The organism is Algoriphagus sp. TR-M9 (genome assembly GCF_027594545.1).
In the GTDB taxonomy this organism is placed as follows: Bacteria; Bacteroidota; Bacteroidia; order Cytophagales; family Cyclobacteriaceae; genus Algoriphagus; species Algoriphagus halophytocola.
Map to the genome: position 1 here is coordinate 2,571,732 of NZ_CP115160.1, position 18,872 is coordinate 2,590,603.

16 protein-coding genes are annotated in these 18,872 nt (G+C 43.1%); 7 read left to right on the forward strand and 9 right to left on the reverse strand.

Annotated elements, in window-relative coordinates:
- The first annotated feature begins 113 nt into the window (after nucleotides 1-113).
- The 6 genes from PBT90_RS10955 to PBT90_RS10975 all read left to right on the forward strand — a co-directional run bounded on the left by PBT90_RS10955 (nucleotide 114) and on the right by PBT90_RS10975 (nucleotide 7,145).
- Nucleotides 114-1,187, forward strand: coding sequence for a polysaccharide deacetylase family protein (locus PBT90_RS10955; protein WP_270129217.1), 1,074 nt, complete (start codon nucleotides 114-116; stop codon nucleotides 1,185-1,187).
- On the forward strand, nucleotides 1,184-2,374 hold the full coding sequence (locus PBT90_RS10960; RefSeq protein ID WP_270129222.1) for a sialidase family protein: 1,191 nt from the start codon (nucleotides 1,184-1,186) through the stop codon (nucleotides 2,372-2,374). The genes PBT90_RS10955 and PBT90_RS10960 overlap by 4 nt, the downstream gene beginning before the upstream one ends.
- A 2-nt stretch (nucleotides 2,375-2,376) precedes the next feature.
- Entirely contained in the window at nucleotides 2,377-4,593 is a 2,217-nt protein-coding gene (locus PBT90_RS10965; protein ID WP_270129228.1) for a hypothetical protein, read from the forward strand.
- A gap of 519 nt (nucleotides 4,594-5,112) precedes the next feature.
- Nucleotides 5,113-5,640, forward strand: a complete 528-nt coding sequence (locus PBT90_RS10970) for an RNA polymerase sigma factor (RefSeq protein WP_264810625.1) — start codon at nucleotides 5,113-5,115, stop codon at nucleotides 5,638-5,640.
- Between the two features lie 974 nt (nucleotides 5,641-6,614).
- A complete protein-coding gene (locus PBT90_RS20450) occupies nucleotides 6,615-6,911 on the forward strand; it encodes a DUF4258 domain-containing protein (RefSeq protein ID WP_396127635.1) in 297 nt (98 codons plus the stop codon).
- Between the two features lie 6 nt (nucleotides 6,912-6,917).
- Complete coding sequence (locus tag PBT90_RS10975) at nucleotides 6,918-7,145, forward strand: type II toxin-antitoxin system MqsA family antitoxin (protein WP_270129235.1); 228 nt, start codon at nucleotides 6,918-6,920, stop codon at nucleotides 7,143-7,145.
- A gap of 1,294 nt (nucleotides 7,146-8,439) precedes the next feature.
- Here the strand turns inward: PBT90_RS10975 and PBT90_RS10980 are convergent.
- The 6 genes from PBT90_RS10980 to PBT90_RS11005 form a co-directional block, all read right to left on the reverse strand.
- Nucleotides 8,440-8,688 carry a hypothetical protein gene (locus PBT90_RS10980; protein ID WP_264808772.1) on the reverse strand — a complete coding sequence of 83 codons (249 nt, stop codon included), beginning with the start codon at nucleotides 8,686-8,688 and terminating at the stop codon, nucleotides 8,440-8,442.
- Nucleotides 8,689-8,810: 122 nt separating this feature from the next.
- Nucleotides 8,811-9,020: a hypothetical protein gene (locus tag PBT90_RS10985; RefSeq protein ID WP_270129246.1), complete on the reverse strand. Its 210-nt coding sequence runs from the start codon at nucleotides 9,018-9,020 to the stop codon at nucleotides 8,811-8,813.
- Nucleotides 8,996-9,424 carry a DUF5675 family protein gene (locus tag PBT90_RS10990; RefSeq protein ID WP_270129255.1) on the reverse strand — a complete coding sequence of 143 codons (429 nt, stop codon included), beginning with the start codon at nucleotides 9,422-9,424 and terminating at the stop codon, nucleotides 8,996-8,998. The genes PBT90_RS10985 and PBT90_RS10990 overlap by 25 nt, the downstream gene beginning before the upstream one ends.
- 1 nt (nucleotide 9,425) lies before the next feature.
- Nucleotides 9,426-10,172, reverse strand: a complete 747-nt coding sequence (locus PBT90_RS10995; RefSeq protein WP_270129260.1) for a hypothetical protein — start codon at nucleotides 10,170-10,172, stop codon at nucleotides 9,426-9,428.
- 1,626 nt (nucleotides 10,173-11,798) lie between these two features.
- Entirely contained in the window at nucleotides 11,799-12,443 is a 645-nt protein-coding gene (locus PBT90_RS11000) for a DUF6266 family protein (protein ID WP_264810626.1), read from the reverse strand.
- Between the two features lie 445 nt (nucleotides 12,444-12,888).
- On the reverse strand, nucleotides 12,889-13,083 hold the full coding sequence (locus tag PBT90_RS11005; protein WP_264810627.1) for a hypothetical protein: 195 nt from the start codon (nucleotides 13,081-13,083) through the stop codon (nucleotides 12,889-12,891).
- A gap of 362 nt (nucleotides 13,084-13,445) precedes the next feature.
- On the opposite strand from PBT90_RS11005, the gene PBT90_RS11010 reads away from it, so the two are divergent.
- Nucleotides 13,446-16,025, forward strand: coding sequence for a lantibiotic dehydratase (locus PBT90_RS11010; RefSeq protein WP_264810628.1), 2,580 nt, complete (start codon nucleotides 13,446-13,448; stop codon nucleotides 16,023-16,025).
- Here PBT90_RS11010 and PBT90_RS11015 read toward each other — a convergent pair.
- The 3 genes from PBT90_RS11015 to PBT90_RS11025 all read right to left on the reverse strand — a co-directional run bounded on the left by PBT90_RS11015 (nucleotide 16,001) and on the right by PBT90_RS11025 (nucleotide 18,423).
- Nucleotides 16,001-16,726 carry a LytR/AlgR family response regulator transcription factor gene (locus tag PBT90_RS11015; protein WP_264810629.1) on the reverse strand — a complete coding sequence of 242 codons (726 nt, stop codon included), beginning with the start codon at nucleotides 16,724-16,726 and terminating at the stop codon, nucleotides 16,001-16,003. The genes PBT90_RS11010 and PBT90_RS11015 overlap by 25 nt on opposite strands.
- Entirely contained in the window at nucleotides 16,692-17,804 is a 1,113-nt protein-coding gene (locus tag PBT90_RS11020; protein WP_264810630.1) for a histidine kinase, read from the reverse strand. The genes PBT90_RS11015 and PBT90_RS11020 overlap by 35 nt, the downstream gene beginning before the upstream one ends.
- 403 nt (nucleotides 17,805-18,207) lie before the next feature.
- On the reverse strand, nucleotides 18,208-18,423 hold the full coding sequence (locus PBT90_RS11025; RefSeq protein WP_264810631.1) for a hypothetical protein: 216 nt from the start codon (nucleotides 18,421-18,423) through the stop codon (nucleotides 18,208-18,210).
- Nucleotides 18,424-18,872 lie beyond the last annotated feature (449 nt).

Consider the following 18,872-nt stretch of genomic DNA (forward strand, 5'->3'; position numbering starts at 1 on the left):
AGTTAACAGTTTCTTAAACTAAAAGAAAAAGCGCATATCTAATAGTCCATTTCTAAAATAGTAAGGTAACATCAGTATATCAAACCCTTGGAAAGATTCCTTATCTTATCAAAATGCTTAAATACCCTAAAATCAGTATTATACACCTGCTCTGGATTTTCACTACTTCTCTAGCTTTGGCACAAACTGGATATGCTCAGACTTATGCTGAAAGGCTGGGATTTCCTAAAGGAAAAAAAGTGGTGATTTTTCATGTGGATGATGCAGGTATGTCCTATGAGTCCAATCAAGGAACTTTTAATGCCATGCAAAACGGCATTGCCAGCTCTTGTAGTGTCATGATGCCCTGCCCCTGGGCCGGTACCTTTATGAGGTTGAGCAAGGAGCAGCCAGGCATGGACATAGGGCTACATCTGGTGCTTACATCCGAGTGGAAAACCTACAGATGGGAACCTTTAGCGGGAAGATCCCTGGTCCCCGGATTAACGGACACTGAGGGTTCATTTTGGCCCAGTGTAGCACAGGTGCTGGCGCACGCAGATCCAGAGGAAGTTTACTTAGAGCTCAAAGCCCAGGTGGACCGGGCATTGCAGATGGGCATAGAACCCACCCACTTAGACTCGCATATGGGAACCCTATTTGCCAGCCCTAAATTTTTAGCAGTCTATCTTAAAGTAGCTAGGGAATATCAGATTCCGGTCATGTTTCCAGGGGGCAACAATAAGTTGATTACAGCAGATTTTCAGCAAGATATAATTGATCAGTTGAAAAAAGCCGGGAGTTATGAAGAAGGGATGAACTTACCAACTCCGGACATCTTAAAGGAAGCCAGGGAAATGGGAGCAAAAATCTGGGAGATGGGCTTCCCCGTGCTGGATGACCTGCACAAAAACAGCGGGAACTGGAGGCCTGATCGACCCGATTATACCCAAGAGGAATTGAGCAGGTATAAAATTGAAATGTTCAAGCAAACCCTGGAAACCATGGAGCCAGGTCTGGCCATGATCATCGTTCACTGTAGCGAAAACACCGAAAACTTCCAAAGGTTCTCAGGTTCGGGGAGGTCTAGGCAGGCAGATTTGGAAGCTATGCTTTCCCCTGACTTAAAGAATTATATAGAAGAAGAAGGGGTGATACTCACCACCTGGAGAGAAGTGATGCAGCGTAGAAAAGAAGTAGCGCAATGAAACTGAGCAACACTTACAAAACATTTCTTTTGCTAGGTTTACTTTGCCACACTGGTGTGCTGCTAGCACAGGAACCACTGGTACCTAGCCTGCTTAACGAATCTATTTTTCCCCTTCAGGAAAAACATACCCATGGCAGCAGCATAGTAGCCTTACCCAATGCTGACCTGCTTACAGTTTGGTTTGAGGGCTCGGGAGAAAGAAAGGCGGATGATGTTCTACTCATGGGGGCCAGAAAGAAAAGCGGTGAGACCAACTGGTCAACTCCCTTTATAATGGCAGACAGTCCAGGTATTCCAGACTGCAATCCAGTACTTTTTCTGAACCAGAATGATGAGCTTTTTTTAGTATGGATTGCGGTGTTGGCCAATGAATGGGAGCATTCCCTTTTAAGACTAAAACGGAGTAAATCATACGAAACCAGTGGAGCGCCACTATGGGAATGGCAGGACAATATCCTGCTCAAACCCGGAGATGAATTTGCCACAGAGGTGGAAAAAAGATTCAGGGATTTACCCTCCCCAAATTTGGGTTGGGCGGCCTACGCACCCAAATACGAAGATTTAATCAGGACTGCCTCCCGGGATTCCAAAAAGACCAGCCTGGGATGGATGACACGCATCAAACCCTTACTTATTGGCGATAGAATCATTCTGCCATTATACTCCGATGGTTTTAATTTTTCCATGATGGCCATCTCAGATGACTTTGGTGAGAGCTGGAGCCCCAGTTTACCTCTGGTAGGCAAAGGACCTATACAACCCGCATTAATCCAAAAGGAAAATGGAGATATAGTGGCCATGCTACGTGATTCCGGGGATGCTCCCAGCAGAATCCAACAAAGCATTTCCAAGGATCTGGGCGAAAGTTGGTCAGCTGCCCGCAAAACTGACTTTCCCAATACAGCAAGTGTGGAACTCCTAAAACTAGCGGATGGCAGATGGTGGATGATTGGTAATGACATACAAGATGGTAGATATAGATTGGCCCTTTGGATATCCGATGATGAAGGTGAAAACTGGAGCAAACCACAGTACCTAGAGCTTGATTCCAGCAAAGAAGGAAGGTATTCCTACCCTGCCATCATACAGGATCAAAAGGGTTTGGTCCACCTCACCTATTCCAAGCATTTAAAAGAAGGCAAAACCATACAGTATAGACTATTGGATCCAACTCAAATTCACTGATTATGAAATTACATTTTTATGCAATGGCCTTATCCTTTTCAGGCCTGGTTCAACTTACAGCCCTAGGCCAATCTGGGAGTGGAGGGCAACACATAGACAAGGCATTTGTGCAGGAGCATGCTATACTATACCCGGGCAACTTGCAAAACCTAGGTCCCTATAGCTTGGGCAGCAATGAAGTGGGGAATATCCAGATTTTGCATGGAAACACACTTTTAAAGCCAGCTTCGGCCCAGTTCCAGGTATGGGGAAAACTGGTAGAGGACAAGAGTTACCTACCTATGGCAGACAAAAACATCCAGGCTATCAATGGCTACCAAGGAGAGTTGGTTTACCTGGATGATGAGGCTGTTTTTAGCAATGCCTGGGCTGGAAGCCTCTTTATACGGCATGAGCTGCCTACCCCACATATACTGGAAGGCGGAAGTAATTTTGATTTTCTGATTTCGGATGGCAAGCAAATCCAGTATTTGCAAGAAGGTCTGGAGCAGGCTGTGGTGCTGTCTGCTCCTCAGGAAATTTTAGAGATTGAATTTGACCCCATTCAGGAAAAGTTTTGGGTTTTGAGCAGAGAAAGGCTCTTTAGATTTGATCCCCTTAATAAGGAGTTAAGGGAAATGTTGGATGGAAAAGACCTAAGATCTATGAGCTTTCACGCTGAAAACAATGAATTGATCTTAGGAACTGCTGAAGGATACTTCACCTATGACGCCTTGTCCGGGAAGAGATCTGATTTAAACAGCAGACTGCCCTGGAACGAGATCCTGGTAGTGGAAAGCCAAGATGATGAGCTTTGGTTTGGTACCACCAAAGGTGCATTTGTTCTGCTTCCTTCCGGAGAATTCAATTATTACTACCTAGAGCGCTGGATTCCGGGAGAGCAAGTTTACGACATAGCTTTTGGGGAAAATGAGATTTATCTCCTTACAGATCAGGGACTGGGTACTATAGTCCGAGAGAAAATGACACTGGAGGAGAAAGCGGCTTTCTTTGATGAGTACACCCGTAAGAATCATATCCGAAACGGATTTAATGCTACACTGGAATTAAGTGAACCCGGTAAACTAGAAAGCGGTAAGCTGGATGACTCCGATAATGACGGGCTCTGGACCTCCATGTATCTGGCCTCGCAGGGCTTCAGGTATGCGGTCACCAAATCACCTGAGGCCATGGCTCAGATTCGCCAGTCCTTATTGGCCATGGAACGGCTATTTACCATTAATCCTGTGGCCGGCTTTCCTTCCAGGTCATTTGAGCGCTCTGGGTACATAGAGCAGTTGTCAGATCCGGACCGCTGGCAGCATGCCCCGGATCCCGAATGGGACTGGAAGGCCACCACCAGTAGTGATGAGGCCATAGGGCATATTTTTGTTTATGGAGTGCTGGCCGAAATAGTAGAAGACGATTGGGTGAAAAGCAAATCTATTGAGCTGATAGACACGCTTATGTCACACATCCTAAGCCATGATCTCTACCTCTATGATTACGATGGAAAGCCCACCCAGTGGGGAAAGTGGAATCCTGATTATGTCAATAATTTCCCTCCAGAAGTAGGTGACAGAAAACTCAATTCCTCCAATATCATAGGCATGCTTCAAACTGCCTATCATTTTACCGGAAAGGAAAAATACAAGGAAAAGGCATTTGAACTAATGGATGAGTTTGGCTATATGGAAAATTTGATGAGGCCTATGGCTGTCATAGGTCAGGCCGGAGAGGAAAGCGATTCCTATAGTCAGATGCTTTCAGAGGCCTGGAATCACTCGGATGATGAAATGTATTTTGTAGGTTACTGGGGCTTATACCGTTATGCGTTTAACCCGGAACTAAAAAGAAAATATAAGGAAGCAATACTGGATCACTGGCAGGCAGAGCGACCCGAAAAAGATGCCCTTTGGAATATTATGACAGCCATGGTTCAACCTGAAAAATTTGATTTGGAGGAGTCCATCTGGTTTTTGCAAAAGCACCCCTTAGATCTGATCCATTGGAATGTTAAAAACAGCCATAGAAAGGATATAGAGCTTTTGGATCAAAACTTCAGGAGACAAAGCACCACCCAGGTTTTGCCCCCATCTGAAACCAGAATAGCTAGGCACAATGCCAACCGATTCACGCTGGATTCAGAAAGAGGTGGAAGAAGCGCTTACAGTCCAGGTGATATTTGGCTTTTACCCTATTGGATGGGGCGATACCTGGGAGTGGGAGTCATTGAGTAAGCGTTTCTAGGGCAAAATAGGGCTGTTCAAGACCCGGAATGTCCACCGACGACAGTCCGCAGTCCGCAACAGTTTGAAAGAAACTTAAACCCATATTTTCTTTCGCTAATGGTAAGAAGGTGGGTATCCATATTAATAACTATGATTATTCGTAATGATGCCAGTCCCCCAAAAAGGCCTCGACTGCGCTCGCCCTCCGGCTTGGGGGCATTATCCTCCTCTCCCCGCCTTAAGACATTGACGGTCACCGAGCGAAGTCGAGGTGCATGGTAATAAAATTTGGCTACCGTTTAGTAAGCGGATATACCTAATAAAAATAGAGGTTATGGCAGGTTGGTTGGCATGCCTATTTGAAATATCATTTTATCTTAACCCACCCCCGTTAACAGAAGCTTAATATCTTGATTATTAATCGGTAACACATGTTAGATTTACGCAAATTGAGGTTTTAAATGCGTGATTTACGTATCTGTTTGCGGCTATTTTTCCAAAATTTATTGGAGCAAGATAATTAGCCATATGACAGAACCTACCGCAAAGACCATAGAGAATTTCAAAAAGGGGAAACAGGAGGCGATTGAAACCATCTACTATTATTACAAGCCTACCATAGTAAGATTTATAGTATCTCTAATCAAAGATGCTGAGGAAGCCGAAGTTATTTTTCACAATGTCTTTTTAAAAATCCTCCGGAAAAAGCAGGACTTAGATACCGAAAAAGGGATTCGGGCCTATATTTTCACCATATCAAAAAATGAAGTGAGAGATTACTTCAATCAATTGAGTATGAGGAGGAAAAAGGCTGAGGAATTCTATGTGAACAGAATAGAAAACACAGTAGATCTAAAGTTGGAAGAGGAAGCATTATTGGAGAAATTGGAAAAAGCTGTAGAAATGCTGAGTGAGCAAAGGAAAAAAGTGATTCGGCTCTCTTATTTTGAAAACCTTTCTTACCAAGAGATCGCGGACCAGATGTTGATTTCCAAAAACACAGTAAAGAATCATTTGATCAAGGCCCGATTGAGTTTAGGTAGTTATCTTAGGTAAGGAAGCAGGAAGAGTTTAGAGTTAAAAGTTTAAAATGAAAAGTGTAAAGTTGCCGTTTTCGGTACTTTGACATTCGGAATTCAATATTTCGGAGGCCGGGAAGTCGGGAAATTGGGTGTTTGGTGTTGGTGACCGTCACTGCGAGGTGAGGTACGAGCCGCGGCAGTCTCAGACTTAGTGGGAGAAGGTCAAAGCTGAAAGCTGAAAGTAGTTAAAGTCAGAAAGTTAGGTGTCCGGTGTCCGGTGACCGTTGGTGGGTGACCACGAAGTGGTCCAACCTTTCAATAGCCCCGCCACGGCGGGCAGGCCAGGGTAAGGAGGTAACGACGCAACCCTGGGTAAAAAATCAATTTCTATCACCAGCGCTGGCTCGGGATTGTGATTCGGAGACGAGGGTATAATTGCCAGCAAGATTAACTAACATCAATATTGGACAGCTATTTTTATTCAATCGACAACTCCACTATTTACCATAATGGCTTGTGCGAAAGGTGCTTTCTCTTGATACTTTTGGGACCAAAAGTATCCAAAAGTCTTTGCCAGAGGCTATGCTTCAAATCGGCCAATAATTATGAAAAAAACAAAGATTGTTCACCGATTTGATTTTTGGTACTTGTCCAAGCCTAAAAATTGGCGGATCTCCCTCGCCCACTCGGGAGCTAGCCAATTTTCTTTACGGCTCAGACTGCATCCCAAAAACCGCATATACTCCATGGCACCCCAGTCCTAGTAACGACTTCATTTTAATAACTTCGTGGAGACTTAGACCAGAAGTAGGACCAGAATCGGCGTGAGAATAATTTACCTGGGTGAAATTCTAAAAAAGTAGGTACTGGGAAAGGATACCCATCCTAAAATCCTTATTTTTGAGTAAACGCATGAGATTATGGAAGAATCAGAAAAATCAGATTTCACTGTACTGGAGAATAAAACTATAGGATCTATAACCTACTAATAACAGTGAGGGATAACCAATGAACTCAGTATATTTTAGATGTAGAGAACTGATCTACAGTGATCATGCCATTAATCAGATGTTTAACCGAGACATCACTACTGGGGACATCGAGGAGGTGATCCGGCTGGGTGAAATAATTAATAATTATCCGAACGATAAACCCTTCCCTAGTTGTTTAGTGTTAGGTTTTGCTACAAAAAGGCCACTTCATTTGGTCATCGCCATAAATGAACCTGAAAGCAAATGTGTAATAATCACTGCTTATGAGCCAGATCCCAAACTATGGGCCGAGAACTTTAAATTTAAAATTTAACTAACTATGGAATGTACCTTATGTAAAAATGGCACTACTGAAAAAGGTTTGGTGACCGTCACACTAGAAAAAGGTGGCACAATTGTATTGATTAAGGAAGTGCCTGCAGATGTATGCACCAATTGTGGCCATTACTACCTCTCAAGCGAAATGACCAAATTAGTACTGGAAAAAGGAAATGAAGCTTATACGAAGGGGGCGGAACTTGAAGTGGTGAAACTTCAGGTGGCTTAATAGAACTAGGATTGGAGGTATACAGTTTGGTGGGTGGCGGCTGGCAGTTGGCAGTGGAGAATATAGGTTGACCGTTAACGGATGAAAATTTGGGGAATTTTGAGGAGGTGGATGAGCAGTCAGGAGACTGCATTGTTATGGTTTAAGCCCGCCTGTCGTCGGACAGGTCTGGAGAGTTGGATCAAACGGGAAAGTTAACAATCAAATGGTCTGAGGGACACAGACCACGGTGGAGGCTGAAAGTAGAACCATATACTGGATATTGAGAACCTGAAGGGGTCAAATCATTAATAGCCCCGCCACGGCGGGCAGGCCAGGGTAAGGAGGTAACGACGCAACCCTGGGTTCAATGTAGAAGGATTCCCCCAGCGCTGGCCCGGGATCGCATGTCGGAGACGAGGGTATAATTGCCAGCAAGATTAACTAACACCAATATTGGAAAACTATTTTTATTCAATCGACAACTCCACTATTTACCATAATGGCTTGTGCGAAAGGTGCTTTCTCTTGATACTTTTGAGACCAAAAGTATCCAAAAGTCTTTGCCAGAGGCTATGCTTCAAATCGGTCAATAATTATGAAAAAAACAAAGATTGTTCACCGATTTGATTTTTGGTACTTGTCCAAGCCTAAAAATTGGCGGATCTCCCTCGCCCACTCGGGAGCTAGCCAATTTTCTTTACGGCTCAGACTGCATCCCAAAAACCGCATATACTCCATGGCACCCCAGTCCTAGTAACGACTTCATTTTAATAACTTCGTGGGAAGCGATTTCGGCACCTAACCCAGGACAGGAAACATGACGTACACCTGTGACCACGAAGTGGTCCAACCTTTCTATAGCCCCGCCACGGCGGGCAGGCCAGGGTAAGGAGGCACGACGCAACCCTGGGTAAAAAATCAAGTTCTATCCCCAGCTCTGGCCCGGGATATTCATTTGGAGACGTAGGTTTGGTGCCAGCAAGGTGGAGATATAATGATTTGGAATCCAATATTTTGGATGTTGATAAGTTCGAATGATGAATACCAAATGTTGAATGATGAAGTTGGAGTCAGGTAGAAACTAACAAAGCAAAGTCCCGTAGGGACGAAATCTGGGTAGCGGCGGGTTTCAACCCGGCGCAAAACGAGAATCAAAGTTTTCCCCAGCGCTGGCCCGGAATCCTGATTCGGAGACGGAGGCGATTTGCCAGCAAGATTATCGAGAAAGAAAATAAAAAACCTTCGGGGAGGTTCCGCTCTTGCCTGCGACAGATCGGAACTACACCCCAAAGGTTAATGAAGGTTCAATTGATTACTTCACCGATGCCATCAGCTTCTCTTCCAAGCCCTCATCCACGGTGAGCTGGGAGATGCTGACCAGCACTGTGCCGGCAGTAATCGCATAGCCTGCATATTCCAGCAGGAGTTCAGGCACCATTCCCGGTGCTGTAAGCACGGCCGTTCCTACGGCAGCTATAAGCAAACCTGCCTTTTTAAGCATTTGGAAAAAAGGAGGTGTGGGGGCAGAGGCCCTTTGTTTTATTTCTGATAGTATATTCATTGTTGAAATGTTAAGTGTTAAATGTTAAGTGTTCTGGAAACCTATACTTCGACTTCGCTCAGTACAAGTGTCAGGGGTCGACGGTCCACGGTCGACTGTCCACGGTTGACAGATCACTGATTCTAAACCGGGGGGCTACGGGTACGCTGCAGTACATTCTTCAGCAGTGCCTGCTCAGCCTCTAACCTGATAAAGAGCTCCTTCAGCTTGGCCAGTTCCCCGCTCAACTGACGGGTATCTTCGATCAGCAGCTTCAGGAAATAGGCGATCACCGATAGCAGCATCATGGTCACCGCCCCCGCCAGACTCAAGAGTAGCTCTGCTCCAGACATGATTCCAGTAGGTAAGGAACTCCTTCGGATATAATCTGCAGCTCTACCACTTCTCCCCGCTCCCATTCCCGCTCCAGCCTTTCCAGAAGTTTCAGAAATGCCAGTTTGGTAAACAAAGGGATACCGTCAGCCCGGTAGCAGGTCAGGGGATAGATGCAGTTGGAAACCATAGGCTCCTCCCAGGGATAAGCAGAAATCTTCCCTTTATCCGCGACTCCTATCTCCCAGCCTTTCTCCTCTGAGTGGATGGGCTCCAGTTCATAGACCCCTTCCTCCACACAGAGAGTGCCCGTACCAAAGCAAGCCTTGGGAGGCTCCCGGGTAAAGCAGATCTGCTGCTCTCCCAGGAATAATCTCCCAAGGGTAATCCCTGCCCGGTACTTTCTATGCAGTACCAGTCGCATCTTAGGCCTGTTCTACGCCCACGATCTTGGCGGCATTGTGCGCTCCGTTGTTAATGGAGTACTCGCTACCGTTCACCATCTGCACAAACTCCACACTGAGCACAAAGACACGATGGGTACCTGCCAGCGTCGATTTGTCTATGGACAAACTGATAGGCGCTGCCGCATCAATCACCGGGAGCAGATCTGAGCTCGCGGTCTGCACTGATCGCCCGGCAGTCCCGAAATCCAATCCCACTCCTGTCGCGGTAATCCTCAGGTGGGTAGCACCCTTGGGCAGTGCCACATAATCCTGGGGTACAAAGGCCGGAATGCTGACATCCCAGGCACTGGCCGAATCTGCATAGCTTATCTCTAAAAAAAGCGTACTTCCCAGAGAACTGGCAGCATTCAGCTCCAGGTCCTTGATCAGGTTCCAGTCCCCGGCTCTCACCATGCGCTCTCCACGGCCGTTGACCAGATCAGAGCGCAGCACCTTCATCATAGACTGGGTGACTCGCAGTGCCAGTCGGCTGTCACCTATCTTGGCGATCACCGGTCGGAGGGCATCCCGGAAGAGTTTGGCCGAGGTGGCATTGTCTGCAAACTCTTTGAGATTCTCACGGGTCCGGGCAAAGCGGGGATCATTCATGATCCGGCTTTTGCTCACTCCTCCTTTTTCACGGGCCAGGTACCCGTCCTTGGTCTTGTAGAAAGAGAGTCTTCCTACTCTACCATTCAGTGTAATTACTCCTGCTTGTTTTGCCATAAGTATATGGGTTTTAGGTTAAACATGCAGGAAAATTCAACCATATTAGACTGACTTTCAATTGAATGTGCATTCCTATCCAGAATTTGCAATAAGTTCAGGATCTTGCTGTAAAATGATTGGGAAGTCGGGAAGCAGGAAGAGTTGAGAGTTTAAAATGATAAGTTTAAAGTTTCCGTTTTCGGTACTTTGACATTCGGAATTCAATATTTCGGAGGCCGGGAGGTCGGGAAGTTGGGTGTTTGGTGTTGGTGACCGTCACTGCGAGGTGAGGTACGAGCCGCGGCAGTCTCAGACTTAGTGGGAGAAGGTCAAAGCTGAAAGCTGAAAGTAGTTAAAGTCAGAAAGTTAGGTGTCCGGTGTCCGGTGACCGTTGCTGGGTGACCACGAAGTGGTCCAACCTTTCAATAGCCCCGCTACGGTGGGCAGGCCAGGGTAAGGAGGTACGACGCAACCCGGGGTGGAAAATCGCAATTTATCGCCAGCGCTGGCCCGGGATCGCATGTCGGAGACGAGGGTATAATTGCCAGCAAGATTAACTAACACCAATATTGGACAGCTATTTTTATTCAATCGACAACTCCACTATTTACCATAATGGCTTGTGCGAAAGGTGCTTTCTCTTGATACTTTTGAGACCAAAAGTATCCAAAAGTCTTTGCCAGAGGCTATGCTTCAAATCGGTCAATAATTATGAAAAAAACAAAGATTGTTTACCGATTTGATTTTTGGTACTTGTCCAAGCCTAAAAATTGGCGGATCTCCCTCGCCCACTCGGGAGCTAGCCAATTTTCTTTACGGCTCAGACTGCATCCCAAAAACCGCATATACTCCATGGCACCCCAGTCCTAGTAACGACTTCATTTTAATAACTTCGTGGGAAGCGATATCGGCACCTAACCCAGGACAGGAAATATGACGTACACCTGTGACCACGAAGTGGTCCAACCTTTCAATAGCCCCGCCACGGCGGGCAGCCCAGGGTAAGGAGGTACGACGCAACCCTGGGTAAAAAATCAAGTTCTATTACCAGCGCTGGCCCGGGATATTCATTTGGAGACGTAGGTTTGGTGCCAGCAAGGTGGAGATATAATGATTTGGAATCCAATATTTTGGATGTTGATAAGTTCGAATGATGAATACCAAATGTTGAATGATGAAGTTGGAGTCAGGTAGAAACTAACAAAGCAAAGTCCCGCAGGGACGAAATCTGGGTAGCGCCGGGTTTCAACCCGGCGCAAAACGGGCATTTAAATCTTCACCAGCGCTGGCCCGGGATTTTCATTCGGAGACGTAGGTTTGGTGCCAGCAAGGTGGAGATATAATGATTTGGAATCCAATATTTTGGATGTTGATAAGTTCGAATGATGAATACCAAATGTTGAATGATGAAGTTGGAGTCAGGTAGAAACTATCAAAACAAAGTCCCATAGGGACGAAATCTGGGTAGCGGCGGGTTTCAACCCGGCGCAAAACGAGAATTAAAGTTTTCCCCAGCGCTGGCCCGGGATTGTGATTCGGAGACGTAGGCGTGGCGCCAGCAAGAATATCGGGAAACCAGATTTGATATTCAACTATATAAAAACTGATGAATGGCAAAGTAAGACTATTGCTATCTCCCTAAAATCATAGCGTCCCCAAACAGACTGAATCCGAAAATTCCCGAACATAGCCATTCTGTGAATAGAAGGAAACATAAATATAAACCTTCCCTATTTCAGGATCAGTCCAGGGAAGTTCCACAAGTTGGCTTCCTGACTTTCTATAATTACCTTCATAGATGGTATGTACTTTTTTTGATTCAGGAGAATACACTATAACAAACAGCCTGTCTTCTTCCCTACCTGATCCCTGCCAGGCATTGGGCGACCAGTTCAATATGATTTTAAAAGAGGAAACTCTTTCTGCCATCAGGTTTTCGGGACCTAACAGCCACCCTTTGGTTACTTTAACCTTTTCAGGGTAAAGTATGGGCTTTTTATTTTCATTGACTATAGCATTCCTTATCACCCAGCTTAAAGCTCTGTTTACGCCTGAACCAAACCCACCTTTCTTCTTCTTCAAGGTGAAATTCAGGGCTTCCCTGAGCGGTGTAACGAACTTCTGTCCAATTCTAAATGCCTCCTGCTGATATAACTGCCGCTCACTAGCAGGTTTCTGTCGGGGCCCCGGTTTCTGTCTGATCACCGTTTTACCATTTAGCTGATAAAATACCAGATTTCCCATCGAACCTCTGATCGCTCCGAAAATGTTGTTTTGAATAATTCCCATGATTTCTAAGTATAAATTGATAGCTGTTTGACAAACTACTGACTGGAAAACGGGGGTAATACCAGCTTTTTAAGTCCTATTGATTTTATTCTTCCTTTATTCTTGGTTTCCCTGCTTCTGAGCGAAGAAATGTAAAACCAATATGGGAGAAGACTGGGAGGAACCCCTTCCAAATACTAGTTCCCCATTTACTGCCTTTTCCTGTTTACATTATTTATTCAGGGTACTTATACTATACCTGTTATAAGCAAGTTCTTATCTGGACTACACCTAGCTGCTGAGGTAGTCTGAGCTGCATATCTCGGAAAGTATCCAGACTTTATGAAAATCAGCTATTATAGAGGGGAAACCTGGGAGCCAGATAATAATAGCATCAGGTGAAGAATAGCTTCTAATTTCGACTGATTTTGAAACCACAATGGATTCCCTTAGGCTCCTGACCGCCTCAATACAAATACTCCCTGATTTCTTCCAGAGTAATTCCTGAAAATTCAGAAAACTCCCTTACGGTGATAAATTGATGATTTTCCTTTTTAAAAAAAGCCTTCATTTTCTGTATTAGGTAATGGGCATATCGCTCACTTTTTCCGGTGATCATCTGGATATCCTTGGCGCAAATAATACATCTTCTCTTCAACATAGTAATAGCATTTGTGGAAAGTAGCTCAGTTCTGCCTATTGGTCAAAGGGCATTAACCTTTACTTACTCCCCTGATTAAAAATTGATTATGAGCTCAAACTGGAAGAAATTTTTCACTCTTCAAAGTATTAGTGGAAACTATGGATTCTGTGGATTCTTAGTAAAAAACTGGAATTCAGATTTAGATTTAAATGCCAATTCCGTGTGTGCTAAAAAAGTATCCCGCCCTTTAACAATCATGAAAGCCAGTATCAACAGGTAATAAAATGACTTAATTTCATCATTCCTCCCTTCTGGTTGGTGTATGTCCCTGAAATCGGATTTTTTCCTCAGTTTTCATGAATTAGGCGGGCAAAAAAACCATGGATTTTTTATACAGAATGCACTTAGTGGATTTCGACCCAATGGACAAAGGTGAAATCCAAAAAAACTGGAATTGGATTAAAGAAGCTATACGCCTTTCCTCAGATTCACTATTTCAGGAAATTGAAAAAAAGCAGTTCGACTCTTTAAGCTTTGCCACTCAGGCAAAAATACATAAGTACTTACTCAGAGGCAGATACCGTGCAACCCCATTTGGGCTATGGGCAGGGGTAGGTTTAGGACGATGGGGTGATTGCAATCAAGTGGATCACCCATTGGCCTATAGTCCAATTGAAAATGAAAAATACCTGAACCATAAACAACAGCCAAAGCTTACTGGTAGATTTAGACTAGCGCCAGGACTAAAAGAATATACTTCTCAGGTTCAATTCTGGAGTTACTGCAGTAAGGAAGAAGGATGGAGAATCAGCTATCTGGATAAAAACCCCCTAATCCTGATTCTTCTATCCTACTTTAAAAAATCAGAAATCCTCCATTTCTCAAATTTTCAGAAATTTTTCAACACAAGTAACATTCAAGAGCTAAGCACCTTATGGGAAATGTTGTTGGAGTCTGGAATAATTATTAGGGAAGGGTTTCCGGAAGTGGAGTCAAACCCTGTTAGTATAGGATTTGATGTGAGAATAAAATCCAAAATGACACTATCCCAGGGAATTCATAAAAAACTGGAAAGCTTGATTTCTGAGATTGGGAATCTGTTTGTTCCAGTAGAAAGTGAGTATTTAAGGAACTTCAAATCTTGGTTTGTCCAATCATATGATGATCGCTTTGTGCCTCTTTCTTTACTAGCGCACCAACAGGATTTTTTCAGCCATGGAGCAGCACTAACTGATAGAGGTGAACATCTTTATAAGGACCTACCAGCAATTCTTTGGGACGATAAGGAAGAGTTAGACTTAAGTGTTTTTATTGACAAGAAACCTACAGACCTCCATCACCTTCAAATTGCGTTTAAACTTATGGGCGGAAAGGATATTTATATAGAAAATTTCGTTTGTAACCGTCCATTTGCCTATTCAGGAAGATTTAGCCTAGATGCTGAAATAAAGAATTGGACAGTTGATAATATAGAAAGCTGCACAGCATCTTCAATGAGAGCTGATGTTATACTTTTCGAAACTTCCAAATCCAACCATATCAGCAGACACGACAATGTCTTCCACTACAGCATCTATCCATTTGGTACCGGTATCAAAAATAATCACCTAGGAGTTGATGATTTGCTACTGGGTATCAGAGATAAGCGCTTGGTATTATTTAGTGTAAAACTGAATAAGGAAATTTTACCGGTAGTACAACACCCTCTGAATCCAGATCAAATATCCCATACGCTGTCCAGACTAATCTGGGAAATTGGAAACCAGGATCAGCATAGGTTTCTTCTTTACCAGCACCCCTCTTTTCAAAAAGCCAGTTACACCCCCAGACTAAGCTGGAGAGGAATCACACTTCAAGGTAGAAAATGGGTAATAAAATCGGGGGATTTCTCTGATAAAAACGCCCTTATCAAATTTCTAAAGCAATCAGGAATTCCTTGTCACATAATAGCTGGTCATCTGGACCGGGAACTTCTTCTTAATTGGCGCAGAACGCTTGAATTGGATTTTCTTTGGGAGGAGCTAAACCGAATCCGGGAGATCACAATTTTTGAATGTCCATGGAAAGAAAATTCCCCCTTTAAAACCAAGACTGATCATCATCTGTATCCCCAAATCATTTATTCCAGGAAAGGTAATGGTCACAATCATCCTAAAATCGATTTTCTTAACAGAATAAGCTCGCCTGATGAACGATGGATTTATTTGCGAATAGCAGTGAAGGAATCAGGGATTTTACCCTTGCTTCTCAAACCACTACCAAGCATTCTTAATCATATAAAAAGTCGATTCCCTATACAGAAATGGTATTTCCTGATCTATACCACTTCACAACCAGAAATAAGGCTGCGGGTGCTGACAGAGGGAAAAACAGAAAAGTGGGCAGTAGAATCAGAGCTGACTAAATCGCTGATGGAAAGTGGATGGGTAGACCAGGTAAACGCTAGCCTCTATTATCCAGAATATGATAAATACGCTCTAATGGACGCAGATATGAGTGTTTCAGAATCCATTTTTCATCTGGAATCTGAGGTGGTTCTTCTGGGAAATGATGAGTACCAAATCAAACCCATAATCACCTGGGAAAACGCAACGCGTCAATACTGGATAATAGAGACCTACTATAATGTTATTCAAATCTGCGGAAAAACTGAAGAGTTTTTAGCTTATTATAAAAGACTGGTCAAAGATATTCCCATACAAGAACGTAAGGATTTAAACAAATCGGTAAATCCATCTGCACAATCATGCAAAAGTGTTCCAATGGCATTTTTCAAATCTGAATTCTCAAAAATTGAAGACATTCCAGAGGAAGTTCTGATGCGTATCATCCCAAATCATTTACACATGTGCTGTAACCGCTCATTTCCATATGAAACAGCCATGTATGAACGTCAAGTAATCTATGGCCTTTATAAGAAATTGGGGAAATTTATTTACGGTCGGTTAAACAGTTTATAGGCATTTAACAACTGAGCTTTATACGATTCTCCCAATGGGATAACCATTCCATTGTCTAGAACCACCTCCTTGTTTAATATTTTCTGTAGTTTAGTGATGTTAATCAAAAAGGATTTTTGGACTCTTACAAAAGTTAATTCAGGGAGCATTACCTCTACAGATTGCAAGGTGGAGCGTTGCTTATAGATCTGGGGAGGAGCATGAAAATGAGAGTAATTTTGCTTTTGTTCGACGAAATAAAGTTCATTAAAACCCACCTTGGTATACCCAAAGCTCGCATAGTCCTCCACTAGAAAGTAATCTAGAGACATTTGCAGCGTTGATTCCTTAAGTATATGTAGTTTTTTGGACACTTTTTCCAGCAACTTTTTCAATCCCCAGGCATTGACAGGCTTTACCAGATAGCCCGCCACCGAAAGATTGATACTTGGAAGTGCAAACTCCTCATGGGCAGAACAGATAATGACGGGAACACCAAGTTCTTCCATCTGCTCGGAAATAAGTAATCCATTTAAATTCTCCATCTGAACATCTGTGATCAAAATATCACATGTTTTCTGGCTAGCAAGACGCAATCCATCTAGGGGGTTAGTCTCCGCAAATTCCACTTGGTACCCAGGTATTCCTGAAATAAAATACCTAAGCCTGTCCAACGCTAAGGATTCATCATCTATTAGGCCAAGTTTGATTGGATTCTTCATAGGGTATGGTTAAGGTAAGAGAAAAGGTGTCTTCAGTTACTGTGGGCGTAAGCGTAGCAGAATCAAAAAAGTAATCCAGCAGGTTTCTGACGGTTTCCAACCCGAATTTCCCCTTAGAAAGTTTAAGGTCTTTATTGATTTTGTTTTGGGTTGAGAAAGAAAGAATTGGTACAGGACTTTTCCCATAGACCATCTTAGCCTCGATTAGTACAGGGCATGTGGGATCCTGAAAAATACCATGTTTAAATACATTTTCGATAAGCGTGATCAATAGTAGTTTGGGCATATACAACCCTTCATAATCTAGTAGTTGTCTATCAATTTCATCCTGGATATAGATAGCATTCTCAAACCTTAATTTCTGACCGTGTAAATACGCAAGTATTGCCTGAACCTCGGCAGAGAGGGAATTGAAATTTTCAGTGTCTATGTATGCATAGCGTAAGATGGTGATGAAGTGGTTGATATCTTCAAATAGCTCAGGTGAAAAATGAAGTGATTTGGCAGAAATATCCCCGATCAGGTTGAGTGTAAAATGTGGGCTCAACTGTCCTTTATTATGAACTATTCTAAGTCTGTCAAAACTGGCTTCTGTTCTCTGTTTTGCCTGCAGCGCCTTGATCAGTGCATAGAAACCCCACACTGTAAATGTTACAACTAAAAACACCCATTGTCTCATCAACTCATAGAAAAAAAAGTCTAGAAGGGTATGAGTTTGGATTCCTGCTAGTAGAAACAAAAGATATTTAAGCCCGGATAGAACAGAGATTCCAAGCAATGAAAGGCTAATAATTCTCCAAGGTTTCTTTGCATAAAATACAGAAGGGAAAAGCCAGAAGAAATAAAGACAGGAACTAAAAAAGCCAATTATTGTAGTGATGAATGCATAGACAAATCCAGGTGTAGGTAATTCAAAATAATAGGTCGTACTACCGTCTAGTAATATATAAGCACCCCATAAGCATAATAAAATTAATATTGGATGAGCTAAAAAAGGCCTCATTTTATCGTTGATCCACTTTATTCTTGGGTTTGTCCCAGAAAACTGAATCTCAGGTGGGGTTAGTATACTTTTCATGTGTATAAAATATTTATTGACACCTATGAAATCTAGCAGGATTGACAATTCACTTTAAGCATTTAAATGTCTTGCCGGTTTCATGAAAATTCAGCTTATGATTAAAGAAAACGAAATGAGTCAGCTTGACCTGCGGGCAGGCCATACTCGGGTCAACAGAGCTTCATCTAGGGGGAAACAGAAATCCCGTATCACTGGAAGTATTTTCCGTGAATGTGTGACCACCCTGACGAGGCCCTAATTATCCCTTTGAAATTTGTAACAGCAATCGGTACAGGCTAATTGCGAGCAGCCTGGTTTAAAACATGTCTAATTTACCTTCGCATTCTATGCATTTACCGGATCGTCATTCCGGCGGGAAAACCCCAAATCAAACGGATTTCATCAGAGATGGGATCCGTTTTTAATTTGCTTTGGTTTTATGGATCAGAGAAAACCCCAGATCGTCGACGGGGATACCATGAAAGTCAGCAAATTCCTGAAAAGTTATCAGTTGGTGCTTTGATTTTCCGTAATGCTCCCTCACCCGCTTCATACAATAATAAGCGTACGACCTACTCCTTCCGGTCAAAATCATGATATCCTGAGCATAGATGATTCTTCTTTTAGTAAGTATCATTAAAATGTTCAGCAAATTAATTCTATTGGCAAGGCAAAAATATTCATGCCATCGCCCACCAGTACACTCCCGGGACAACTAAAAAAGGCCTTATTGAAACTAAAGTAGAAATAATTTTTTACGAAACAAATTTTAGTCAGACTTTTATTCCTGCTAAATAAAATTAACAACTCATAAACCCTAAAAAACTCACGTTTACAAAACTTACTTTGGATAATTCATAAAGGCGAACTAAATCAAAATTAACTCAAACAAGTAGTACACGAATTCAAGGTCTCATTCTATTAAGACGATTAGAAAATAAACATGTGTTTAGCCCCTTACAATGAATAGGTGGCACCTTAACAAGGTATAGTTTTTCGTCACAACCCCTATCAATTTTAGCTTTACGTCACAGAATTCCGAAAAATCCGAAAAAGCTTCTGAAGTTGGTTAGAAATTATCCGGAA